The 24,646-nt window shown below is 37.9% G+C and carries 24 protein-coding genes; 5 read left to right on the forward strand and 19 right to left on the reverse strand.

The features are described 5' to 3' along the window. The 10 genes from RBH95_RS15675 to RBH95_RS15720 all read right to left on the reverse strand — a co-directional run bounded on the left by RBH95_RS15675 (nt 1) and on the right by RBH95_RS15720 (nt 8,079). Nucleotides 1–1,584: an aldehyde dehydrogenase (NADP(+)) gene (locus RBH95_RS15675; RefSeq protein WP_307900504.1), complete on the reverse strand. Its 1,584-nt coding sequence runs from the start codon at nt 1,582–1,584 to the stop codon at nt 1–3. A gap of 461 nt (nt 1,585–2,045) precedes the next feature. After that, nucleotides 2,046–2,624, reverse strand: coding sequence for an alkylphosphonate utilization protein (locus tag RBH95_RS15680; RefSeq protein WP_307900505.1), 579 nt, complete (start codon nt 2,622–2,624; stop codon nt 2,046–2,048). A gap of 92 nt (nt 2,625–2,716) precedes the next feature. Further along, on the reverse strand, nt 2,717–3,544 hold the full coding sequence (locus tag RBH95_RS15685; protein ID WP_307900506.1) for a hypothetical protein: 828 nt from the start codon (nt 3,542–3,544) through the stop codon (nt 2,717–2,719). A gap of 210 nt (nt 3,545–3,754) precedes the next feature. After that, nucleotides 3,755–4,114, reverse strand: coding sequence for an MmcQ/YjbR family DNA-binding protein (locus tag RBH95_RS15690; protein WP_307900507.1), 360 nt, complete (start codon nt 4,112–4,114; stop codon nt 3,755–3,757). A gap of 2 nt (nt 4,115–4,116) precedes the next feature. Further along, nucleotides 4,117–4,464: a DUF4260 domain-containing protein gene (locus tag RBH95_RS15695; RefSeq protein WP_307900508.1), complete on the reverse strand. Its 348-nt coding sequence runs from the start codon at nt 4,462–4,464 to the stop codon at nt 4,117–4,119. 1 nt (nt 4,465) lies between these two features. Further along, on the reverse strand, nt 4,466–5,212 hold the full coding sequence (locus RBH95_RS15700; protein WP_307900509.1) for a cyclase family protein: 747 nt from the start codon (nt 5,210–5,212) through the stop codon (nt 4,466–4,468). A gap of 111 nt (nt 5,213–5,323) precedes the next feature. Next, the gene (hemW, locus tag RBH95_RS15705; RefSeq protein WP_307900510.1) at nt 5,324–6,460 is read right to left on the reverse strand and encodes a radical SAM family heme chaperone HemW; all 1,137 of its coding nucleotides are present in this window, start codon (nt 6,458–6,460) and stop codon (nt 5,324–5,326) included. 42 nt (nt 6,461–6,502) lie between these two features. Further along, nucleotides 6,503–6,856, reverse strand: coding sequence for a four helix bundle protein (locus tag RBH95_RS15710; protein ID WP_307900511.1), 354 nt, complete (start codon nt 6,854–6,856; stop codon nt 6,503–6,505). Between the two features lie 19 nt (nt 6,857–6,875). Continuing rightward, nucleotides 6,876–7,433, reverse strand: coding sequence for a crossover junction endodeoxyribonuclease RuvC (gene ruvC / locus RBH95_RS15715; protein ID WP_307900512.1), 558 nt, complete (start codon nt 7,431–7,433; stop codon nt 6,876–6,878). A 7-nt stretch (nt 7,434–7,440) separates the two neighbouring features. Next, nucleotides 7,441–8,079 carry an outer membrane beta-barrel protein gene (locus tag RBH95_RS15720; protein ID WP_307900513.1) on the reverse strand — a complete coding sequence of 213 codons (639 nt, stop codon included), beginning with the start codon at nt 8,077–8,079 and terminating at the stop codon, nt 7,441–7,443. A gap of 27 nt (nt 8,080–8,106) precedes the next feature. Between RBH95_RS15720 and RBH95_RS15725 the strand changes: the two genes are divergently transcribed. Genes RBH95_RS15725 through RBH95_RS15735 form a run of 3 tightly spaced genes read left to right on the forward strand, consistent with a single transcriptional unit; the run spans nt 8,107 to nt 11,134 of the window. Further along, entirely contained in the window at nt 8,107–9,078 is a 972-nt protein-coding gene (locus RBH95_RS15725; protein WP_307900514.1) for a hypothetical protein, read from the forward strand. Then, nucleotides 9,075–10,199, forward strand: coding sequence for a glycosyltransferase (locus RBH95_RS15730; RefSeq protein WP_307900515.1), 1,125 nt, complete (start codon nt 9,075–9,077; stop codon nt 10,197–10,199). Before RBH95_RS15725 ends, RBH95_RS15730 begins: the two co-directional genes overlap by 4 nt. A gap of 53 nt (nt 10,200–10,252) precedes the next feature. Next, the gene (locus RBH95_RS15735) at nt 10,253–11,134 is read left to right on the forward strand and encodes a hypothetical protein (RefSeq protein WP_307900516.1); all 882 of its coding nucleotides are present in this window, start codon (nt 10,253–10,255) and stop codon (nt 11,132–11,134) included. A gap of 7 nt (nt 11,135–11,141) precedes the next feature. Here RBH95_RS15735 and RBH95_RS15740 read toward each other — a convergent pair whose 3' ends face one another. Continuing rightward, entirely contained in the window at nt 11,142–11,618 is a 477-nt protein-coding gene (locus tag RBH95_RS15740) for a hypothetical protein (RefSeq protein WP_307900517.1), read from the reverse strand. A 255-nt stretch (nt 11,619–11,873) separates the two neighbouring features. Here RBH95_RS15740 and RBH95_RS15745 point away from each other — a divergent pair, with 255 nt between their 5' ends. Next, nucleotides 11,874–12,374 (forward strand): DUF456 domain-containing protein, encoded by a 501-nt coding sequence (locus RBH95_RS15745; RefSeq protein ID WP_307900518.1) that lies wholly within the window; start codon nt 11,874–11,876, stop codon nt 12,372–12,374. A gap of 229 nt (nt 12,375–12,603) precedes the next feature. On the opposite strand, the gene RBH95_RS15750 is transcribed toward RBH95_RS15745, so the two are convergent. The 3 genes from RBH95_RS15750 to RBH95_RS15760 form a co-directional block, all read right to left on the reverse strand. Then, nucleotides 12,604–13,275, reverse strand: a complete 672-nt coding sequence (locus tag RBH95_RS15750) for a response regulator (protein WP_307900519.1) — start codon at nt 13,273–13,275, stop codon at nt 12,604–12,606. 4 nt (nt 13,276–13,279) lie between these two features. Next, nucleotides 13,280–15,202 (reverse strand): ATP-binding protein, encoded by a 1,923-nt coding sequence (locus RBH95_RS15755; protein ID WP_307900520.1) that lies wholly within the window; start codon nt 15,200–15,202, stop codon nt 13,280–13,282. Between the two features lie 252 nt (nt 15,203–15,454). Next, a complete protein-coding gene (locus RBH95_RS15760) occupies nt 15,455–15,622 on the reverse strand; it encodes a hypothetical protein (protein WP_307900521.1) in 168 nt (55 codons plus the stop codon). 495 nt (nt 15,623–16,117) lie between these two features. On the opposite strand from RBH95_RS15760, the gene RBH95_RS15765 reads away from it, so the two are divergent. Then, nucleotides 16,118–17,050 (forward strand): glycoside hydrolase family 5 protein, encoded by a 933-nt coding sequence (locus tag RBH95_RS15765; protein WP_307900522.1) that lies wholly within the window; start codon nt 16,118–16,120, stop codon nt 17,048–17,050. Nucleotides 17,051–17,091: 41 nt separating this feature from the next. Here RBH95_RS15765 and RBH95_RS15770 read toward each other — a convergent pair whose 3' ends face one another. The 5 genes from RBH95_RS15770 to RBH95_RS15790 form a co-directional block, all read right to left on the reverse strand. Next, complete coding sequence (locus RBH95_RS15770) at nt 17,092–18,102, reverse strand: LacI family DNA-binding transcriptional regulator (RefSeq protein WP_307900523.1); 1,011 nt, start codon at nt 18,100–18,102, stop codon at nt 17,092–17,094. Nucleotides 18,103–18,134: 32 nt separating this feature from the next. After that, nucleotides 18,135–19,340: a glycoside hydrolase family 27 protein gene (locus tag RBH95_RS15775; protein ID WP_307900524.1), complete on the reverse strand. Its 1,206-nt coding sequence runs from the start codon at nt 19,338–19,340 to the stop codon at nt 18,135–18,137. A gap of 84 nt (nt 19,341–19,424) precedes the next feature. Further along, nucleotides 19,425–21,908: a glycan-binding surface protein gene (locus RBH95_RS15780; RefSeq protein ID WP_307900525.1), complete on the reverse strand. Its 2,484-nt coding sequence runs from the start codon at nt 21,906–21,908 to the stop codon at nt 19,425–19,427. Between the two features lie 51 nt (nt 21,909–21,959). Then, on the reverse strand, nt 21,960–23,045 hold the full coding sequence (locus RBH95_RS15785; RefSeq protein WP_307900526.1) for a hypothetical protein: 1,086 nt from the start codon (nt 23,043–23,045) through the stop codon (nt 21,960–21,962). A gap of 10 nt (nt 23,046–23,055) precedes the next feature. Beyond that, nucleotides 23,056–24,639 (reverse strand): RagB/SusD family nutrient uptake outer membrane protein, encoded by a 1,584-nt coding sequence (locus RBH95_RS15790; protein ID WP_307900527.1) that lies wholly within the window; start codon nt 24,637–24,639, stop codon nt 23,056–23,058. Nucleotides 24,640–24,646 lie beyond the last annotated feature (7 nt).

Raw genomic sequence — 24,646 nt, forward strand, 5'->3', positions numbered from 1 at the left:
CTATAATTTTCTATTGGTTTGGATATTATTGACCAGTCGGGAAATATTCAGGGGATTATCATTTTTCAATGCATCGGGCAGTAATTGATCTGGCCAATTCTGAAAGCAAACGGGACGCACCCAACGTTTTATGGAATTAACGCCCACAGCTGTAAATCGGCTATCGGTAGATGCAGGATAAGGCCCTCCATGCACCATAGACGGACAAACCTCAACTCCTGTTGGCACGCCATTATAAATTAATCGTCCTACCCTATTCTGCAAGGCAGAAATGATTTGCGGATACGCTGCGGCTTCCTCTTCTTGAGCTATCAACGTTCCCGTTAGCTGCCCTTCCAATTTCAGAATAAGCATCTCCAGCTGTGCGATATTTTCACATTGTACCACCATTGTAAAAGGACCAAACACCTCCTGATGCAAGGTCTGATTTTCCAAAAACACTGCACCATCAACAGTAGTTACTACTTGCTGTGCGTAATTAACCTGTACCTCCTCCCCATAGTTTGCCGTCACTTTCAAACCATCTTGTTGTATTGCCGATTCTTTATTTCTAACATAAGCGCCTTTAATATTAGGATGCAGCATACATGAAGGTTCTATCCTTAAAATTTCTTCAGAAAGTGTCTCTATAAAATTGTTTAATGCAGTTCCTTTGATACCTAAAATCAAGCCTGGATTTGTACAAAACTGTCCCGTTCCCAAGGTCACCGAATTAGCGTAGGTTTTCGCCAAACTTTCGCCCCTTTCCTTCAAAGCTTCAGGCAACAATACTACAGGATTAATACTGCCCATTTCAGCAAAAACTGGAATTGGTTCGGCACGTTTGGACGCCAAATCAAACAGGGCCCGTCCTCCTTTGATACTTCCCGTAAAGCCAACCGCCTTTACCTGTGGATGCTTGACCAATTGCGCTCCAACTTCAACCCCTCTGCTATTTAAATTTGAAAACACCCCATTGGGCATTCCTGTTTTTTTGGCAGCCTTAATTACCGCTGTAGCCACCAATTCTCCAGTTCCCGAATGCATTGGATGGGATTTTACAATGACTGGACATCCTGCAGCCAAAGCTGCAGCTGTATCCCCCCCTGCTGTAGAATAGGCCAAAGGAAAATTACTAGCTCCAAACACTACTACCGGCCCTAAAGGAACCAACATTTTTCGTAAATCGGGCTTGGGGTTGGGTGTTCTATCTGGCATGGCAGTATCTATGGAAGCCTCCACCCAATTGCCTTCTTCCAATAATTCGGCAAACGAATGCAATTGCCAAATGGTTCTTGCCCGCTCACCTTCAGCCCTGTCTTCTGGCAATCCCGACTCTGAACAGTACATTTGGATGAGTTCTTCTCCCAAGTCCAAAATTTCATCGGCAATCGCATTTAAAAACTTAGCTTTTTTTGTGCCAGATACCGATTTGTAAATTTTAAAAGCTTCCGTAGCCAATGTCATTGCTCTGTCGATTTCCTGTGTTGTCGCTTCGGTAAATTCCTCCGGGTTTTCTAAATTTACCTTTGGATTGAACGTTCTATAAACTAAAGCTCCTTCGGCAGAAAGCGTGTTTCCTATATAATTTTTCCCTGTAATCATCCTATTCGTATTCAATATCCTCCATGAATCATTAATAGCCCTAATCTTGAGGAATATTTATATTTGAATCCAGAAACTTTAAAGTTTAGGCCTACATGATTTGTAGTACTAATTTAGGATTTATATCCAACTCTAACAACGGGAAGCCTCGTCAGAATAACTTTTAAAGTTACAACCAAGGTATATTACAGCTTATTTCAATAAAGATTTTAATGCACAGATTAATACACCCTTTAAGGCTAAAGCTTCTTGAATAAAAAGACAGCTCCCACTTGCAAAAGGGAAGCAAAATAGTAACTTGAAATATTTAAATAGTTATGAAAACCAAACACCTTTACATCCTCTTGGGCATTGCTCTACTAGTCACCCTTTATGGTGTTATTACAGGTAAATTCTTCTTCCTATTTTTAATACTTCCTTTCGGCTTGGGGCTTTTCAATCGAAAAAAAGACGAAGATTGACTATATTTTTTTAACGTATTTAGTGATGATTACAATTTGCTGACCATCCACTTTTCCTTCAATGTACTCGGCATTTTCATGATCTAGGGAAATACGTCTTACGGCAGTTCCCTGTTTAGCCACCATACTAGAACCTTTCACCTTTAAATCCTTAATCAATACCACAGAATCTCCAGCTTCCAAAATGGCTCCATTAGCATCGCGATGTACAATTTTATTGCTTTCATCCTCATGTTCTCCCGTAGCCCTAGCCAATGCCAAAGCATCATCATCTAGATACATCATATCCAACAAATCTTGTGGCCACCCATGACTGCGCAAACGTTGCAACATTCGCCAAGCCATAATTTGAACGGCAACATGCTCATTCCACATACTGTCGTTAAGGCATCTCCAATGGTTAACGTCCATTTCAGCATTACCTTCAATTTGATCTAAACAAGTTTTACAAACCAATACATCATTAGCTACATTTTCATTCAAGGAAGGCGGGATGGTATATTGACTTAAATTATCTGATGCTCCGCACAACTCGCATGTATTGTTGCTTCTTTCCTGTAACGTCTGTAATACTCCCATGGGTTTAAAGTTTAGATTTCGACAAAAATAGTGTTTAATAAAAAAAGGAGCCTTTTAAAAAGCCCCTTTTTACAACAAAAGTTTAATCACGGTTACTTCCGCAAACCGGCAACAACAGTGTAGACTGCATCGCTATGAACTGGAGTAAAGTATTTTTCTACTAATTTATTCATTTTTTCTCGATCGGCTTCATCTTTCCAATGAGACTTGACAAGTTCATCGTTCCTGTCAAACATCTTTTCTAGGTCTGCCATAGAATCAAGAATAAAAGCCTCTACAAACACCGTTCTATCGGCTCCATAAGCATGTGCTTGGGGGTAATAGCCCTTGATATATTCATTTTTGTGAAATACATGTAAAGCATAATCGTCAAATGCCTTTCTAAATTCATCCCCATTTCCATCTTTTGGATATGCAAAATGTCCTGTCCTAACATACAGGATTTTATTCTCTGTCATATTATCATCGTTGAACAATTTTGCATTGGGCATTGTAGCATAAATTTCATCGGAATGGTAAGCCGAATAATATTTGTTTCTCTTATCAAAAAAGGCCTCCCTGGCTTTTTCATTTGGCCATGCCGCCTCAATAAGGTCCCCATTCTTTTTGGCCGCCAAATCAATATCATTCCATGTTGGAAAGGCTTGAACATATAACAATTCTGTATTGTCTGGGGTCATTCTATGTAGATAAAACCCTGCTGACACCACATGCTCATTTTTACTGGTGACCTTATCTAAAAACTCCTTTTCAACAGCTTTCCATTCATCCATTTTAAAGTCTTTTAGATCCATGTTCCAATGCATCGTCGTTACCGTTATGTATTGGGGTCTTTCAGGGGCCTCTTGGGCATACGTCATGCCTACTCCTACGATTAACAACATTGCTAAAAGTAGCATCATCCGATTGGTCGTTTTCATAATTAATTAAGTTTTAAGATTACTATATTGACAACAAAAAAATTCTTAAAAAACTCAATCTGGGACAACCAAACTTTTGGGGGAAGTCTTTATAAAAGTCTGGGGACAATTATGTTCAAGCGAAGATTTGTCTTACTAATATACAATAATAAATTAACATCCTAAATGTTAACAGCTTGTAATCTTATAATTACTTTATTAAATACTATTTTACAACTGCTCCCGTAACTTTTTTGGCATGGCCTTTACCACCATGTCATAAGAATGATCTATTAGCTCCAAAACCAAGGACTTTGAAACTTCACCGTTTAGGTATACTGTATTCCAATGCTTATTGTTTAAATGGAAACCCGGAACAATCAGTCCATCGTATTGCTCCCGAAGCTCTATGGCATATTCCGGATTACATTTCAAACTAATGGCCTTTTGACCACTTTCCCATTTTTCTAAAGAAATCAAGGCAAACATTTTGCCTAGCACCTTAAACACCAGAGTGTCCGCATCAAAAGGAAAATCTTCTGTGGCTTTATGTTTGCCCAGGCAATAGGCATGCAACTGTTCAATATCCATAATTACAGCAACTTTCCTAGATGGGTATTTTTAAAATCATCAAAATACTTAAGGCCATAACCAAATATTCGATCAAAAGAAGCGTGCGAAAAAAGGATAACTCCAATTAACTTCCACATTTCCAAATCCGTATATACTCCCAATAAAAATAATGCCACCGCAATAGCTTTGTGGTGGCATAAATTATAGGTAATTGCTCCAATTCTAGGGTTAAACAAATACCCCAGCATACCCAAATCTGGGAGCAGAAACAAGGCTAAAAACCACCACCAACTGTAGGTTAAAGTGTGAAATGCATATACTCCCATAAGGAGCATCAGCAATTCTTCAATTTTCAGCGACCATTTCATGCTATTCTATTTTATATAAAATGGGCTTGCTTGGGGAAGCATCGTTTTCAAAAGGCGCTATTTGTAGATTTAAAAAATAGGAGCCATCCTCTACTGAGTTCGGCACAAAAATAAATTCGGTAATAGTGGCATCCAACCTTAACTTTCCATTAGTATTCCAAAACGCATTATGAGCCAAAAGCTCTCCATCATCCTTTTCTTTATCAACACTTGGTAGGTCTACCAACAAATGTTTAATTCCTTTTTTCTTCAAATAAATGGCTACCTCCTCCAACAAATAAGTTGGGTTGGTATGCGAATATTGTCTGGATAGTTTTTCCTTGGTATTAGGAATCGTCCTTAGCACTACGGCATCCCGCTTTTTATTACCCAAAGCTGTTTGCACCTGCTTTTTGGATATCACAAAATCGTCTCCCAATTTTTCTGGAGCAACCGTAATTACCTCTGCCATAAAGAAAAACTGTTTTAGGTTTTTATTAATGGAATGTACTTTCGGGGTAATATGTCCAACACATTCGGTATGGGTACCATGGGAATGAGGATTAAACGAAATATTATTAAAATTAACCACTGCTCCATCTTCTACGCTGGCCACCCAATCATCTTCCTTTACGGGCTCAATTTTTGGCGGCCCCAAATACCAAGCATTCACATTGCTTTCAGAAGAAATTAGGGGGATTGAAATGTCTATAGGTTGGGTTAAGTCTATTTTATATTTTTTGGAATTGTAATGTATTGTTGCAATCATCAATTATTAATTTAACAAGGTAATCTCTAAAGTTTTTTTGCTTTAGTTTCAAATATAAGCCTTTTAATTGAAGATTTTTTTATTTCTGCTTTTGGTTTGAAGACTTAAGTATTAAGACACGAAAAACAAGTCTGAAGCAATGCCATCTGCCAAGAATTTTCCCTTTGAAGTAGTACATAAACTAGCTTCATCACCCTTGGAAAAAGCCAACACACCGTTTTCCAAATGAGGTTTAGCCGCTTTAAGGATGTACTCCTTGAAGTTAGCACCAAAATCGCTTTCAATTTTATCCAATGACACGCCCCAAATGGTTCGCAATCCTGTCATGACATATTCATTATATTGGTCTTCCACGCTCAATTCCTCAACTGTAGAAGGCAACTCACTCTCTATAATAGCTTTGATGTAAGCTGAGTTATTGGGCACATTCCAACTGCGTCTTTTAGCATTGAAAGAATGCGCCGAAGGCCCTATCCCCAAGTACGGCTTACCCTGCCAATAGCTGGTATTGTGTTTGGAATAAAAACCAGGTTTTCCAAAATTGGAAATTTCATAATGTACAAAGCCTTCTGCTGTAGTGCGCTCCATTAAATGGTTGAAATGCTCAAGAGCCAAGGCTTCATCCACAGGGGGATATGTTCCTTTTTTCACAAAAGAATCCAATGCCGTTTTGGGCTCTACCGTAAGTGCATAACTTGAAATATGCTGAACACCAAAATCAAAAGCCATCTGCAAGTTTTGATCCCATTTCTTAAGATCCATGTTTGGAATTCCATAAATTAAATCGATGGTAATATTATCAAATAACTGGGCTGCCAATTCTAGTGCTTGCTTGGCCTCATAAGCATTATGGGCTCGATTCATCCCCTTCAAATCTTCATCAAAAAAAGATTGAATTCCAATACTCAGCCGGTTGATGCGAGAAGCGGCCAATGCTTCTATTTTTTCAGGGGTTAAATCGTCTGGATTGGCTTCCAAAGTAATTTCAGGAGATTCAGCCACTTTGAAATTGCCATAAACAGCATTTATAAGCAATTGAAGTTCTTCTACCGTCAATAACGAAGGCGTCCCGCCTCCAAAATAAATGGTTTCAACCATTTCGTTTTGGAATTCGTCATGACGTAGTTGTAACTCTTTGGTCAAGCATTGCAATAATGCATCCTTCTTCTTTAAAGAGGTTGAAAAATGGAAGTCGCAATAATAACACGCTTGCTTACAAAATGGAATATGGAAATAGATACCTGACAATTAACGATGATCAATTAGCAATAAACAATTAACCTTCACTGATTATTTGTTTAAACGGGTTTTCTTTAATATTGAAAATAAAATTTTGGATGTTTCATCTGTTTTCGAAAATAAATCATCAAAAACTTTAATAGAAATATAATCTGAGTCTTTTAAAAGCTTGAGCCAATATTTGGTTTCTAAACTTTCCTTATAAGCTATTGAAATTTTTGCTGAGAAGTCAGCTGTTGATATAGCGCCATTGGCTTCTGCGACATTGGCTCCTATACTAGTACCACATCTCAACAATTGTTTAGAAAGCACAAATTCTTTATGATTAGCTAAAATGTCTTTATAAACACAAACAATAGCTAAAGCCAATTGATATGATTTATCTTTCAAAGGATTTTCAACCATAACTATTTCTGCTAATTGGTTATTGCTTATTGATCTTTGATTGATTTTGCTTTACAAAACTGGCCCATCCAGAATAGCTTTTGCCAACTTCTACGCGTCCTTGATTATAAAAATGACACACTGCTGCCGCCAATCCATCGGTGGCATCCAAATTTTTAGGTAAAGCTTTTAAGCCCAATAAACTTTGTAGCATTTTGGCCACCTGTTCTTTACTTGCATTACCACTTCCTGTAATGGCCATTTTTATTTTTTTGGGTGAATACTCAGTAATAGGCACTTCCCTGCTTAAACCTGCTGCCATAGCAACCCCCTGTGCCCTTCCCAACTTGAGCATACTTTGGACGTTTTTCCCAAAAAAAGGAGCTTCAATGGCTATTTCGTCAGGGTGATGGGTTTCAATCAACTCGATGGTACGCTCAAAAATGAGTTTCAATTTAAGGTAATGATCATCATACTTCTTAAGATCTAGCTCATTGAGCTGCAAAAAAGACATCTTGTTTCCTACAACCTTAATTAGACCAAACCCCATGATGGTGGTTCCGGGATCAATTCCCAAAATAATTTTTTCCTGCTTCATAAATTCATTAACAATAAGCACAGCCACTTAAAGATATAGATATTCCTATAGTGAAATACATCATATCTCCATTAAACGAATAGCCCTCTATGTGTGGATCGTACTTATCTTCTCCGGAAAAGGAAAATACATAACCTACATCTCCATAAACAGACAAGGTTCTTGAGAGTCCATAATGAACTTCCAAACCTGCCAGAGCATTAAGAAACGTGTAGGTATTGTCGGCATAATTACCCAATGGTTTAGTAAAGCTTACCCCCGGGCCAGCATGTGCTACTATAGCTATGGGTTCTGGCCAAAACCAAATCAACCGATTAAAATCGTACACTGCCTGAACATTTATGCGAGTGTAATTCAATTTAAATTCTGAAGAACTTTCAGCATTTGAAGCCCTGTTGAAACCACCGTCCAATTTCGCCCCCCAAGTTTCCGTAAACATATGCTGCAATCCTATGTTTACCGTTGGAAGGTTGACATACTCCGTGTAGAAAATAGGATCCTTTTCATTATCAATGGGGTTATTAAACCCCACAGCCAACTGTAACTTCCATTCACTAGTGGCATTTTGGGCCTCCATAAAGGAAGATACAAACACCATACACATTAACATGAACAGGAATTTTTTGTATTTAAAATTTGAAGTCATCTGGTAATATTTGGTTTAATTTGCACTATGCCAACCATAGCTTTTCCCTACAAAACTAAGCAATTCTTCATTGCGCTTCTGAAATTGGGCGTGGTTCTTGGTGTTTTTTATTTTATCTACCATAAATTAGGAAACAACAATTCATTTGATTTTACTGAATTCATCCTCTTTTTATCCCAAAAAAGCTTTTTTTCGCTCCACAACCTCCTAATTCTTGTTGTTCTAAGCAGTTTTAATTGGTGGTTTGAAATCTACAAATGGCAAAGTTTGGCCAGTACTATAGAGCCTATTTCCATAAAAACTTCCGCAGTACAAACCTTCGGTTCCTTGACAGTTTCATTGTTAACCCCAAACCGCATTGGCGAATATGGAGCCAAAGCCATTTATTTTACTCCTTCTATACGTAAACGCATAATGGGCTTAAATCTTATAGGAAACTTAAGTCAAATGTGTATCACAACTATTTTGGGTACCATTGGCATATGTTTCTTTGTGATTTTATACGATCTACCTTTATTAACCAAAAGCCTAAAATGGCCACTACTTCTAGTAATACTTGTTGGTTCCATTATAGGAGTGTTTTGGGGTTTAAAAAAATTGACAACAACCAAGCAAAGCAAAACACTACAGTTTTTAAGAGAGCTTCCAAAATTAGTATTCTTGAAAACCTTAGGACTTTCATTTCTAAGATATGCTAGTTTCTCCTTTCAATGGCATGTATTACTTTACTTATTTGGCATTTCATTATCATTTGGTGAAGTCATGGCGGTTGTGTCCAGCATGTACCTATTAGCCTCCGTAATTCCTAGTTTCGCTATTTTTGATGTAGTAATCAAAGGCGGGGCTGCTGTCTATTTATTCGGATTATTGGGCGTACCCGAAATTCATATAATTACCATTACAACCATAATGTGGCTTCTTAACTTGGCAATCCCTGCTATTATTGGCAGTTATTTTGTACTGATTTTCAAACAACCCAAAACCGAATATTCCCTATGACCTTTATTGCTCTATTTATTGGCGTTGCTTATTTGATCATCATTGCAAAACTTATTGTAGGATTTGACAAGGTCCCAGATTTCCTTCTTCAGGATAACAGCCCTAAAACGCGATTTTCCATTGTCATTCCTTTTAGGAATGAAGAACAAAACTTGCCCAAACTTTCAGAATCACTATACAATCTTAACTACCCTAAATCTCTTTTTGAAATCATCTTTGTAAATGATGAATCCACCGATGATTCTGTTAGCCTTATTGAAACCTATTTTTCAGGAAAACAGGTTGATTTTAAATTGATTCCGAACCATCGCAGCTCCAATTCACCTAAAAAAGACGCTATTTCCACTGCCATTGGCTCAGCAAAAAACGAATGGATTGTTACCACCGATGCGGATTGTATAATACCAAAATATTGGTTGGATTGTTTTGATAGTTTTATCCAAACCAATGATACCCATTTTATTGTCGGACCTGTTTCCTATCATCATGTCACCTCCTTTTTGGACCGCTTTCAACTTTTGGACATTCTAAGCCTTCAGGGGGCTACTATTGGAGGTTTTGGAATTGGCCATCCTTTCCTTTGCAACGGCGCCAATTTGGCCTACAAAAAAGAACTTTTCAATACGCTTAATGGCTTTGAAGGCAACAACGGTATTGCCAGTGGCGATGATATTTTTATGCTAGAGAAAGCTACCAAAACAGGTTTGGACCATGTACATTACTTGAAAAGCACCGGTGCCATGGTAACCACAACAGCTGAAAAAAGTTTAAAACTCTTAATATCGCAACGCATCAGGTGGGCTGCAAAAACATCGAAATATTCAAGCTACTTTTCAAAAATTACAGCATTGTCGGTTTTTGCCATGAATGCCATTTTGGTTTGTCTATTACTGTTTTGGATTATGGATATTTCATCCTTAAGAACGCTTGTATATCTGTTCACCTTAAAATTCTGTATTGATTTTCTGCTCATTTTTAAGGTCTCCCGCTTTTGGGAGCAAGAACAATATTTAGGCACCTATGTTCCTTCCAGTTTTTTATATCCATTTTTCAGTGTCTACGTGGCCGTAAATTCCATTTTTAAAGGATACAAATGGAAAGGCCGCTCATACAAAAAATAGGGCGACTATAGTTTATTTTTACTAGCTTTACTCCAATATTAAGTATCAACCCAATGAAACAAGCACTTCTTATTATTTGTCTGTTGGTTAGCAGTCTCATTTATTCCCAAAATTCGTACACTGTAAATGGAGAAACTTTGGAACTCAAAACAGAAATTGAAGGCACACTTGATTTACTTTGGACCATAGACAATGGTACTTACCGCTATTTTATAAAAACCACCGACAACACTATTGTTGAGCTAAAAAACACCAAAAATCCAGATACCCGTAAATATCAAAACGAATATAAAACCACTTTAGAACAAGCTACAAAAGGTTCTGGTATGTCCACTAAAAATGTGAACCTCACCATACCTAGCTTGAAAAAATTTGTTGACAGTTATAACAGCACTTCGGATGCCTCTTACCAAACACAGGATATCAAAGCCCAACCAGAAATGCGACTTGGTGTGTTTGGAGGCATTACCAACAGCCCTTTCATCTACAACCCAGAGAATTACACCTCTTCGGTTTTGGGTGCCGAATTGGAAGTGATTACCAATGCCGAAAAACAGAGACATTCTGGATTTTTGCAATTCCGACATACTTTTGAAAACAAAGATTTTGAATATCGCACAACCGAAATTTCTTTGGGATATCGCTTTAGAGCGCTTAAATTTAGAAGACTTGACATCTATGCCGATGTGAAATTTGCGACTTTGAATCTTTCGGACAGGGCTTATACTTATACTGACGACAATGATAATGTTGTGAGCGCAAATGAAAAAGAAACTATTTTCGACGCTCCTTTTATTTTTGGAATTGGAGCTGATTACCGCATTTCCAACAGGAGTTACATCATGTTTGGATTCAATAATCTTGCTGCCATTAGATTGGAAAACGGCAAACATTTTTCTACCGATTTCACCCTAGGGTACAAACTTAAACTTTAGGTTCTTTTTATTGAATATTCACCACAATTGGCAAGCTAAACTGCGTGGCCACCTGTTGGCTTCGCTTGATGGCCGGATATATTTTTGGCAGGGAATCGAAACTTTGAAGTAATAGACTATCCAAATCTGGAATTTGTTGTCCCGTCATTGGCTTATAACTGATGTCATTTATGGTGAATTGCCCCTTATTATCTATGGTAATTTTCAGTAGAATGGTATCCGATACATCTTGTGACACTATAATGTGCTGTTTAGACAATTGCGTAGCCACAATGTTTTGAAGCGTTTGTTCAAAACACTGCTTTTTCACATATTTCCCCGATGAGGAATCACAGGAAGCAAATGTAGGGTACTCGTCTACATCCTTCCAATTAAACGTTTGCAACTCTTCCTCCAAAAGCTCATCCGAAGAGATCTTTTTTTGTTCAAAGTAGTTACAGGACGTTAACAAAACAACACAAAATACTAGTAATAAGTGCTTCATTTATATATTACTGAACTCGAAAAGTACAATTTTTCAGCGATTTAAAATACAATTATACTACTTCAATCGTTTCAATAATATACAAATAAAATCAGGAATATCTCTACCTCCAAAAACAACTACACAAAATACCTTCAACCTATTAAATATCAAAGCAAAACATCTTTAAAATATTTAAATTTAAAGGATCCCATATTTTAGAATTGTAACTTTAAATCATCAATTTCGTCATACAAACCAATACTACTTTACTATATGGACATATTTTTAATTACAATTGCATCCTTGTGTATGATTTTAGGAATTGCGGGAAGCTTTTTACCCATTCTACCAGGACCATTACTAAGCTGGATAGGTTTATTGCTTATTGGCTTTTCAAAAAACATTCCACTAAGTCAAACTTTTTTAATACTCACATTTATTATAGCAACCGTGATTATGATTTTGGATTACATTATTCCTGCCGTTGGCACCAAACGATATGGAGGTAGTAGAGCTGGCATTGTTGGCACCTCAATAGGACTTATTATTGGCTTGCTTTTTCTTGGCCCCTTCGGAATTATTATTGGGCCATTTATAGGAGCCTTAATAGGAGAACTAATCAACAAAAGCTCTTTGAACACCGCCATGAAAGCGGCTTGGGGATCGTTTTTGGGTTTTTTAGCCTCAACCTTTATGAAGTTTGTTATCTCCATAGTGTACTTAGGCTTCTTTATTGCCAAACTGGTTGATAATTGGAGCAGTATCACCTCGTAAAACAAATAAGCCTGATAACGGGTTATCAGGCTTAAGTTCTTTGCTATCAATTCAACAAATTACTTAGAGGGATTAATTAATTCTGTTGACTAATTCAAATATAGGCTAGTCTTTTCTTTTAAAATTGCGGAAAAACCTCAAACTTGATGCGGAAAAACCGTAAAACACAGCGGTTACAAGGCTTTACAAGAATTTTAAAACATCAGAAAATTATAGTTTTTCCATTTCCCTATAAAAATCCTTTATCACGTGCTTCCTTTAAAAGTGTTTCATCTTTGCCATCTTCCACCGAAAACAACAATTTCATCTGTTTTTTGCGCTTTTCGATGGCACTCATAGAAAGGTCTATATATTCTTTCAGGCTTCTGGTTTTAATCCCTTGCGAAAGCAAATGGAGTATTTTCCTGTTGATATCGTCAATATAAACATCACTGGAAACAGTCTTCTTCAAGTAATTATTTACGGTACTGCTGTAATAAGGTGGTGATACCAAGATATGCTGAAAAGCTTCTGCCAACTCTATTGAGGTTAGGTCACTCTTAATCAAAAATCCATCAGGTTGTACTTCCTTGATTATATTGTGAATTCTATACGATTCATTGAACATGGTAAGAATAATGATTTTAGAATGAGGCATAATATCCCGGGCAATTTTCGCCAAATCTTCGCCTGAGGTAATTGTACCATCTGTCGAACTAGGCAAACTGATATCAAAAAAACAAACGTCATAAGGTCGTTCATTTGCCGAACGTTGCAACAGTTCGTTGGCGGTATCGCAGTTATTTGCAGTATCAATTAAAAGTACTTGATCATCATTTTTTGTTGCCATCAAAGTATTTTGATATCCTTCAATAATCATTGGGTGATCGTCTACCATTAAGATATTTATCTGCTGCATCATAGTTTTAGTTTATATATGGAATTTCTATTTTAATTTTTGTTCCCTGTTTTGGAGCTGAACTGATGGATAATTTACCATCAACTTCCGCAATTCTGGAGTTGATATTTTTTAAACCTATACCCTTTCGGCTTCTATTTATATCAAACCCTCTCCCATCGTCTTTAAGGGTCACAACAATGGTATCTTCTTGTAAATCCACTTCTATGTTTACCAACTGTGCCTCGGCATGTTTGTATATATTTTGAAGCGATTCCTGAATGATTCTATAAATATTGATTTTGGTTTTATTAGGTACATTTTCCCAATTAATATCATCTGTATAATCAAATGTATATTTTAACTGATAAGCATTAGCCTGTTTTTCTACGAGCTCTCCAACAATATCCATAAATCCAGAACCAGACACAAAATCGGTATTCAAATCATGGGAAATTTTTCTTATATCTTCTTCAATCTTCTTGAGCTCAGAAATATACCCAATTCTACTTTTAGCAGCTTCCTGCCCCTCACTAAAGCTCAAACTATCTAGACTAAGCCTAGTCCCAAACAAGCGCCCTAGAATCCCATCATGCAACTCCTCGGAAATACGCTTCTTTTCATGTGCTCGAGCCTCTTCTACTTTATCTTGTTGGGAGAGCATCAAGTTATAGATTTCCTCATTAGCCTTTTGCTGATCCTGTTTAAATCTTAACTCTTTGTTTTTTGCTCTTTGGGTGGCTATGATATACAATAGAAAAAGTGTAAACAATAAAACAATAGACACTACAAAAAGCCAAAATCGTTCCCTTGAAATCCTTTGATTCTCCTGTTCAATGAGGTCGGTTTCAAATTCAATTCTAGCAAATTTGTTGCGCACATTCCGTTCAACATTCAGCAAACTGTCACTTAATTTTATATGCTCATTTAAATAAGCTTTACCAGAATCGCCTTCTTTCAACTCAGAAAGGACCATTAAGGCATCAAGATATATCTCGTTTGAAGAAGTCTCTCGACTCAATTTCCTAGCCTCTTGAGCATATACCAGAGCGGAATCCTTTTGCTGCAATTTGGCATAGAACTTAGAAATATCCAAACATACGGCCTGCTTAGTACCAGGATCTTCTAGACTGTCAGACATTTTGTAAGCCTCCTTAAACATGACCTCCATGGCATCATAATCGGTATGACCGGCCTCTAGTTTGGTATATGCAATGTTATCAACAATCAAAGCATAGAAAGAAGGATCGTAATCTTCAAACTCCAATCGATATGGCAGTAAACTCTTGTAAAGCTGCAAAGCTGTTTTATAGTCTCCTTTTTTCCGGTAAACAAAAGCCTTATTATTTTTAGAAATGCACTTCTCTACAAAACCGTCTTCCATTTCATTAGCAATATCAATTGCCCGATCATAATACTGGACAGCCTTATCAAAATGCTGTAGTTTATTGGAAACAATACCTATTAAATTGTGAAGCATCCATTGATTTCCCAAATTATACTTACTTTTTGGTTGCTTCTCTAGTAATTTAATAGCCTTAATTGCATTTTCCTCACCGCTCATATAATCCTTCTCCATCACCTGCATCTCAGCAATGTTCGTTAAAACATCAGCCTGTCCCTCTTTATCCCTAAGCACTACGGCATAATCTAAAGCCTTATTGAGGTAAAAATAAGCACTATCAATCTTCTTATCATAATGATAAAAATACCCCAAATTGGAACTGGCCACTCCAAGTGAAACTGTATCATTTAACTTTTTGGCCAGTTTAACATTCCTCTGGTTAATCTTCACATACTCCACATATTCTTCTGTCAAAAAGTACATTAAAGACAACTTTCTATTACTAGCTAAAATCGTGGAATCTACTCCTTCAATTTCAGCCATTTTAACCGATCTTATTGCAAACTCCAAACGTTCCTGCAATGGATAGTCCTCATTTTGGGACATTTCCCTTAGTTCAATAATACTGTCTAAAATGGAAAAATTCTTCTTATCCTGAGCAACAGAAATGATACTAATGAAGAAAACGAATAAGAAAAGGTAGGGCCTTATCAAAATTTGAAATATTATATTCTACTCTCAAATTTAGAATAATTATTAAGAAATAAATATAGATTCTCTACTTATAAACAACAAAAGCCCCTTACCAATAAAATTATTGATAAAGAGCTTTTACAAACTATACAGGGAGAAATTTATTTATCCGTTGGTCTTAAGTCTTCCCAAAGATCTTTCATGAGCCAACAAATTTTTCTTGTTATATTCTTTATAGGTCGGTGTGTTATCATTACTTACATCACTGGTTTGTCCAGATACAGTTAATAATAAAACGGCTAACAATAATAATGTAATTTTTAGGGCTTTCATGTCTCTTAATTTTGGTTGTACAATAGTTAATATTTCTGTTCAGTTAATTACAGTTTACAACGCACCGTTAAATGCCATTGGAGGGAAGAATGGATTAACAATCACACACAGATGTGCAAATTCGTAACTAGTTGAGGGAATAAAATTTAGTTACTTTAATTAAGATTCAATGAATTAAAATTACCTCGATAAGTATTTGGGGCTTAAAGAAGTACAGCTAAGATATAATCAAAAGGAGCAAGACTTAAAATATACACGTTAAAACACTAAATTTACTCGACAAAATACATTTATGTAGGAAATTACTTTAAAATAAATGTTAAATATCGGCAATATCATAGCATACTTTGACAAAATAATATTTCAATTTACCAGAGAAAACTTATAATTTGCTGTAAGAAATCATCAATTTTATATTTAATCAAAATGACTACCAAAAACTATTTGTTAATCATATTCACATGCCTCACCCTTACCCTGCATGCTCAAAGTAAAATGTCACGAATTAGTGTTACAGGAAATAGCTTTACCACGGAAGCTGGGGATACAATTATTTTCAGAGGTTTAAACACTAGTGATCCTGACAAGCTGAAGAAGGATGGTTATTGGACCAAAAGTTATTTTAAGGAAATCAAAAATTGGGGTGCCAATTTAGTTAGATTTCCTGTGCATCCCCCCAGATGGAATGAACGAGGCCATGAAGCTTATCTACAACTTTTAGACGACGGGATTAAATGGGCAGGGGAATTAGGCATGTATGTTATTATAGATTGGCATAGCATTGGCAACCTTAGAACCCAAATGTACCAATCAGACATTTATGATACCACACCAAAGGAAACCTATGATTTTTGGCGTAAGATTGCCAAGCGCTACGGAAATAATCCAACTGTGGCATTTTACGAACTTTTTAATGAGCCCACTACCTACAACCATGAGCTTGGCACCATTACCTGGGAGCAGTGGTCTGATTTCAATAAAGAAATGATAACGATTATACGCGCCAATGGAGGTCAGGGTATCCCTTTGGTTGCTGGATTTAATTGGGCCTATGATCTCACCCCCGTCCAAGACGCCCCATTAGACATTGAAGGCATTGCCTATGTTAGTCATCCCTATCCGCAAAAAAGAGAAAAGCCCTGGGAAGCTAAATGGACTGCTGATTGGGGATTTGTAAAACACAAATACCCCATAATACTCACAGAAATTGGTTTTTGCGGCCCCGAAGACCCTGGAGCACACCAACCGGTTATTAGCGATGAAAGTTACGGAGATGCCATTACTAAATATTGCGATGAACGCGGCATATCCTATATGATTTGGGTATTTGACAAAGAGTGGGCACCACGGTTATTTACAGATGATAAATACACCCCCTCAAGACACGGCACCTATTTTAAAAAGAAACTTCAGAGCTACAAGTATTAAACAAGTGGCTCTGAAGTTAAATATATCTTGAAAATAGCTTATTAAACTATTTTTTTAGTCGAATTTCTGTGAATAATTGTAGTTTCTACAACGTGATGCGTTGTCTCTGTTGTATGCCCCTGTATTCTATCTAACAAAGCTTTTACAGACTCCCTACCAATTTGCTCCGCATGCTGACTTACAACCGTTAATGAAGGAATGGAATGTTCTGCCATAAGTCCATTGGTAAATCCTATTACGGAAATTTCATCGGGAATTTTATAACCGTTCAATCTAGCAACATTTAAGGCCAAAACCGCCGAGTATTCATCAGCTGCAAGGATAGCATCCACTTTGTTTGTTCTTAAAAACTCAGACAGCTCCCTTTCAATTGTATTGTAGTTCTCTACATTCAATATCATGGGAGAGATTTGAAGCTCGGACAAAGCATCTAAATACCCTTTTTCACGATCTTGCCCCACACTAATAGTTGGAATCGGGTTTACAAATACGATGTTTCTACATCCCGTTTCATATAAGAACTTCGTAGCCTTGAAAGCCCCATGAAAATCATCAACCGTTACTTTATCACATTGAATCTCATCTGAAACCCTATCAAACATTACCATTGGAACATGATAATTCATACTGCGATAAAAGTGCGAGTAATTTTTGGTCTTTTGGGTTTCTTCAGCCAACGAAAGTATAATACCGTCAACACTTCCATTAATGAACGTATCGATGCTCTCACTCTCCTTTTGTTGAAGTTCATTTGACAAGCATATAATAATTTTATAGCCGCGAGAAGTAGCTTCTTTCTCAATACCATAAAGCACTTTACAGAAAAATTCCAGCAAAATTGCCGGAATTACAACTCCAATGGTTTTGGTCGATTTAGACTTTAAACTTTGAGCGATATTATTCGGAACATATCTGTATGATTCCGCCAGCTCCTTAATTTTTGTCCTGGTCTCAACACTAATCTCAGGATTGTCATTTAAAGCCTTTGAAACCGTTGATACCGACACATTCAATATTTTCGCTAAATCCTTTAGCGTTATTTTTGTACCCATGGTTTAAATTTACTAAATCTTTTAATTCGTGATTATTTTTTTTCAAGTTTAATCATCAGAACATCGTGAACCCCAATTTTGGCCTTCATATTTTTTGAAGTATCTCCCAAATTCTTGTGATTAAATAAGTCTCTAATGTTATAAACATTGTGTTTTGGATCTAACATTCTACCGTGTACATCATCACCAATATCATGCTTAGCGAAATCAAAATCTATTTCAACCTCTTCATCCTGCATATTGACAAACACCATGGCCCATGCATTATTTGCTAATGGCTTCAACCAAATTTCCAGGCCATTTTCGTTAGTAAAACGAAACCCTTGGATTCCTAATTTATCCTGATTAATGGCAACAACCTCTTTATTGGATAATGTTTTTATGGTTTCCTTGGAAGCACTTCTCAAATCATTCCCCATAATTAAAGGAGACGTCATGATACTCCACATAGCAAAATGACTTCTGTCTTCAGCATCTGTCATTCCGTTTCCAACCTCCATCATATCCAAATCATTCCAATGACCAGGGCCAGCAGCACCACGAATATCCTTACGCATATCAATGATTTTCCAAATCCCCCATGAAGACCAAGAGCCATGTCCTACCTCACAGTCCCAACAGTTAATGATGTCCCCTGTAACACGCCACAAATGTCCGATATCTTTAGCCCATTTCCAAGGCTCATTGTCACCCCATTCACAAATACTGAACACAACAGGTCTGCCAGCTGCCTTTAATGCGTCACGCATAGTCATATAGGCTCCTTCAGCATTTAATTTTTCTGTGTTGCACCAATCATATTTTAAATAGTCTACATCCCAAGAGGCATAACTTCTAGCATCTTGATACTCGTACCCTCTACTTCCAGGATATCCCGCGCAGGTTTGCGCCCCTGCACAATTGTACAATCCAAATTTCAAACCTTTGGAATGTACATAATCTGCAACTGCCTTCATACCATTGGGAAATTTTATTGGATCTGGCACCAAATTTCCATTTTCGTCGCGCTCTCTGGCCATCCAACCATCATCAAGCACAATATATTCGTAACCTGCATCCTTTAAGCCAAGCTCTACAAATTTATCAGCTATATCCTTTACCAATTGTTCATTTATATTGGTACCAAACGTATTCCAACTGTTCCACCCCATTGGAGGTGTTTCTGCCAAACCTTCAAATTTTTGAGCTTGGATCTGTACTGTAACAAATAGCAAAATAAGGGCAAAAATCTTTTTCATATCTATAAATATTTTAAAAAATATTCCCTGCAAATTTATTTTACAGGGAATAAAAAAACTAATTCAAATTATTATTAATCAATTTTACTGCGCTTCAAATCGAACGTTGTCAATAGCAAAATTCAACAGGACATCGGCTCCTTCAAAAGCCATTCCAAATTCCTGGTCAATCAAACTAAAATCTGGCACTCCCAGGACAGAACAAGGAATAGTAATAGTCATCCAATTACCCTCCGTATCAAAAGCTTCACCTGTATCCACCCATGGCTGCCAATTATAAAAAGCATCCACACCATCACCGTCATGGAATCGAATTCTAAACATTCCTGCGGTAAGCGGTTCGATAGTATTAATATCAAACTTCAAAACGTAATCATTAATATTATCAGCAACCACATTCTGGCCGTTAAGAGTAGAACCATTCCTCCAAAACAAATCCTGCCATCCGGTACCGCCCGTTTGGAAATTAGCTCTACCGTAGCTAGATCCATCCAAACTAATTGCTGCATCGTTTTCGGCATTTACATTACCCCACCAAGGACCATTGGCATCCCAATCGAAGAATACCAAATCGGTATCATCCACAGGATCAACACCACCACAACCAGCAGTATCAAAACGCACATTGTCAATAGCGAAGTTCAACAAAACATCAGCGCCTTCAAAGGCCATTCCGAATTCTTGATCCACTAAACTGAAATCAGGCACACCCAACACAGACAAAGGAATTTCAATGGTTTCCCATCCATCAGTTTCTAAAGGCTCACCGGTATCCACCCATGGCTGCCAGTTGTAAAAGGCATCGACTCCATCCCCGTCATGGAAACGAATTCTAAACATTCCAGCTGAAAGCGGCTCTATGGTTCTCAAATCGAATTTCAATACGTAATCATTCACGTTACTTCCAACGACATTTTGACCATTTAAAGTAGAACCGTTTCTCCAGAATAAATCTTGCCATCCTGTCCCTCCTGTTTGGAAATTGGCTCGACCATAACTAGATCCATCGATACTCAAGGACGGATCATTTTCGGCGTTTACATTACCCCACCAAGGACCATTGGCATCCCAATCGAAAAACACCAATTCTGGATCTCCAACAGGACACAAGCCACTCTCCCCTGTTTCAATTCCAAGAGCACCTACTAAGGCATCAGGGACCAAGACTCTATTAATTTCATGAACCATTCCATTAGTAGCCCCAATATTTGTAGTAACCACCAAGGAAGGAATTGCTGCATCAAAAGTCGGCAGCAGCCTAGGGTCATCCCCACTTAAATCGACTGTAATAACGTCTCCATAAACCGTACTCACATCTCCACCATCAACAAACTCACTGGACATTAATGTTCCAGCATGCAAATGATAATTTACAATATCTGTCAATACTGCCAATTCCTCAGGAGTATCAAAATCTTCTAAACTTTCAAAGTTACCAGCAATGGCAAACAAAGCCAAAAAGGCATCGTTGTTAGGTGCAAAAACAGTTAGCTCATCCGCGGTTAAAGTCTCGGTCAAGCCCACCATCTCAACAGCGGAAGTAAATGACGTAAAACCTCTATCATTACAGCGTTCTACAATATTCAAAGTGGCACTCAACACTGTTTGGAACACAGAATCTGGCAACAATACTTTATTGACACCATGCACCATACCATTTACAGCTTGCACATCGGTCATTACAATTTCACCATTATCGTAAGAAGCATCATCAATTAAATTATCATTAATTGAAAACGTTTCACCTTGCATCGTTGTTTGGGTAGTGCCATTCACTTCTTCTCCTAAAATATTTTCACCAGTCACAACATGGTACATCAAAACTTCCTGCAACACTTCTACCGGAACTTCACTTAAAGAAGTCCACCCAAAAGCGCCATTAAGTTGCGCCATCAAACTTTCAAAGGCGTTATTATTTGGAGCAAACACCGTAAATGGATAGTTTTCATTTTCAGGATCTGACTCTGCCAACGCCTCTCCCAATCCAGCCAATTCTATAGCTTCTGCCAAGGAAGAGTAGTCTGGATTAGCTGCAATATGATCTACAACTGTAGGCGGCAATAATACCGCATCGACTGTGTGAAGCACTCCATTGGTAGTACCTATGTCGTAAGCACCATCGACTAAAGAGGCTACACCATTAAACATCAATTCGGTATTTGCGTTGGTAAAAAAGCTCAAATTGCGATCATCTGGGCCAATTGCCATAGTGCTTCTATAGCCTGTTGCCATCGTAGATGTAAAATCTGGAGTTACTGTACTAATGACATGATTCAACAGAGCATTTTGCAATTCTTCCTCGGTCAATGCAGACGTATCCACATTTCCAAAGGCCGTATTATTTGGAGCAAAAACGGTGTAAGTAGATGTAGTCCCTAGAGTTTCATCCAAACCCGCTTGTACCAAGGCATCGTTCAACAAGGACAAATCCGGAGTTTCAGAAATTACTTCAGAAATACTTCTTGGGTCATTTCCCAAACTAGGAAACTGGTCATCATCGTCCTTACATGACGAGAAGCATACCAAGATTACAAACAAAACCGTAGGATATATTTTGGACACTTTCATTCTATTTCTTTTTAGTTAATATGTTTTAGTTACTATAATACCGAGAATGAATTACAGGAATCCAAAATCATCGATATAAAAAATATACTGAGCCAACCCTGTATTCGAGGATTCTTGGAAATCCAACCTGAAAATCGAACTAGGAGCCCCTCCGTTTGGATAGAAATCCGACAATGGAATCACCACTTTATTCCATTCTCCCGGAATCAATTGTATAGGTTGATGCGTTGCCGCTCCATCAAAATCGTTGATTGCCAAGGTTACGGTATCTCCCGGCGCTCCAGTTCCATAAACCGACACCGTAATAGCATCGTATTCATCAAAAGGTATATTAGGCACCCAGAAGGTAAATCCGGACCAAGCTTCCCTGATACATTTTATGGAATACTGCCCGATTGCATGCTCTGTTGAATATAATTCATGGGTTCCTCCCCACTCTCCTACCGTCCAATCTGGATGTAGATCATCTATATAGATGGAATATGAAAATCCATAGGAATCCGATCTCGCTACCGCTCCTCTGGTAGTTGCCAAATATATATAAGCCTGCTCCACTCCATCGGGAACTTTTACAGTAACCAATTCTGGAGCAATGGATACTATTTCAGCTTCCAGCTCTACAAGGTTTCCGTCTTCCTCTGTACCACTTACAAAGGTCACTGTAGCTGTATCGGTAAAATCACCACCCATTAGGTGTACCAATTTTACACCGTCTACAGTTTCCTCTGTAAAGTCTGTAATGGTTAACAGGGAAAAATCATATTCAACAGATCCTCCCAAAGTTTCCAAACGCAAAATATTAGGTTGATTTACATAAGGTGCTTGCTCAGGAACCGTTACAAAAGCAACATTGTCAGTTACTAATGCTGGATTAAATCCAGTTTGATATCCGTTAAAGTACACTTTAAGCAAACTACCGAGATATTCTCCCCTTATAATATAAGTGCTATTTAAAACCCCTTGGGTCACCACAACATCTTCAGACACTTCACTCACACTGGTAATCACCGGCGGTTCTGAAGCATCAGGTGTTGGGGCATCCTTAAAGTCGTTCTCGCAAGATGTTAACTGCAATGCTGCAATTATCATTACCACAAACCATCTTGCCTTCTGTAAGTTTATATGCATTGTTTTCATAGTCTTCTTTTTATTCAAAATCGTAAGGTACTGGCGGCTCCAAAAGCGCTGGGTTATTCTCAATTTCATTGTTTGGATACGGGAACAACAAATCATCCATTGTTGCGGTATAAGTTTCCGACCAAACCGAAGGCGGGTCAGTGTCATTGTTATATGTTCCTCTTTCGGTATTGCTTAAGAAATTCAAGGCGAAATCTGGCCCTCTTCTTACCACATCGTACCAAAATTCAGACTCATAAGCCAACTCAATACGTCTTTCATTGAACACATCATCCAAAGTTGGATTTGGTTTATCTTCCAATCCTGCTCTGCGTCTCACTTTATTAAATGATGCAATTCCATCAGCCATTGAACCACCTCCGCCTAAAGCGGCCTCAGCATGAATAAGCAACAACTCCCCATAACGTAAAATATAGGTATTGTTGGGATAACTTTGTTGGGCTCCACCTCCATTGGTTTCAGCGTTTCCAACTACATATTTCTTCACTCCAGCATTGGTTCCTTGATGGCTGATATTTTCAGACACCGTATAACCTCCATTTAAATCTGGATAATAGGCTTCTGGCGCCATTATGGTTGCATAATATCTCTCATCCAACTCAGTATCTTCATAAGCCTCTTGCAAGTCAATAGAAGGCCCCACAGCAGACCACCCATCAGAGAACCCTGTTACACCGGCCGGAGCAAACAAAGATTGCACTCCGTTTCCTTCTGCATATACCCCAGTATTGGTCCATTGCAAAGCAATAATCGATTCTGGATTATTGTCATTGGCCGTTAAGAACAAATCGTAGTAGCTTCCTGTTGGATCTCCATCTTCAGCATCGCCTCCATAAAGTTTAAATTCACCGGAATTAATCACCTCACTCGCCAATTGATAGGCCATGGTATAGTTTTGCTCATACAAATACACCTTCGCCAATAGAGCTTTAGCAGATCCGCTAGAGACTTTAGCATTGGCATCATAATTAGAACCTCTTACTTTTTCATAACAATTGTCGATGGCAAACTCCAAATCTCTTTTGATAAACTCATACACATCAGATTCAGGATTACGCGGAACTACAGGCTCCAAAACATATTCGTTATTATCAGCAATAATCGGAATAGATCCAAAAATTCTTACCAAATAAAAATAAGCGGCAGCCCTAATTACGCGAGCTTCCCCTATAGCATTATTAACTACATCTACCGGAACATCTGCACCCACTTTTTCTGGCAAGGTGTTAATTACGGCATTACTTTGTGCCACCACAGCATATAAAGACTCCCAAGCTTGGGTTAAAGTTCCATGCTCACCTGTAATGGCAAAATTCATAAAGTCCCCATTTCTAGGGTCCCAAGTACGTCCATTCCCAGAACTGATCTCTCCAATACACCAAGACACATTGGTAACAAAATTGTACCAAGGCCTTGTATAAAGCGCATTGGTTGCTGCATTAACCTGCTCGGTAGTTTGATAAAATTCATCAACATTATATGAATCCTCCGGTGGCCTATCCAAGAAATCTCCCGTACAGGACGACAAGCCCAACACCACCGTTAATACGGCTATAAGTTTCATTTTAAATAGTCTGTTTATATATGTATTCATAGCTGAT

The sequence above is a fragment of the Mangrovimonas sp. YM274 genome (genome assembly GCF_030908385.1).
In the GTDB taxonomy this organism is placed as follows: domain Bacteria; phylum Bacteroidota; class Bacteroidia; order Flavobacteriales; family Flavobacteriaceae; genus Mangrovimonas_A.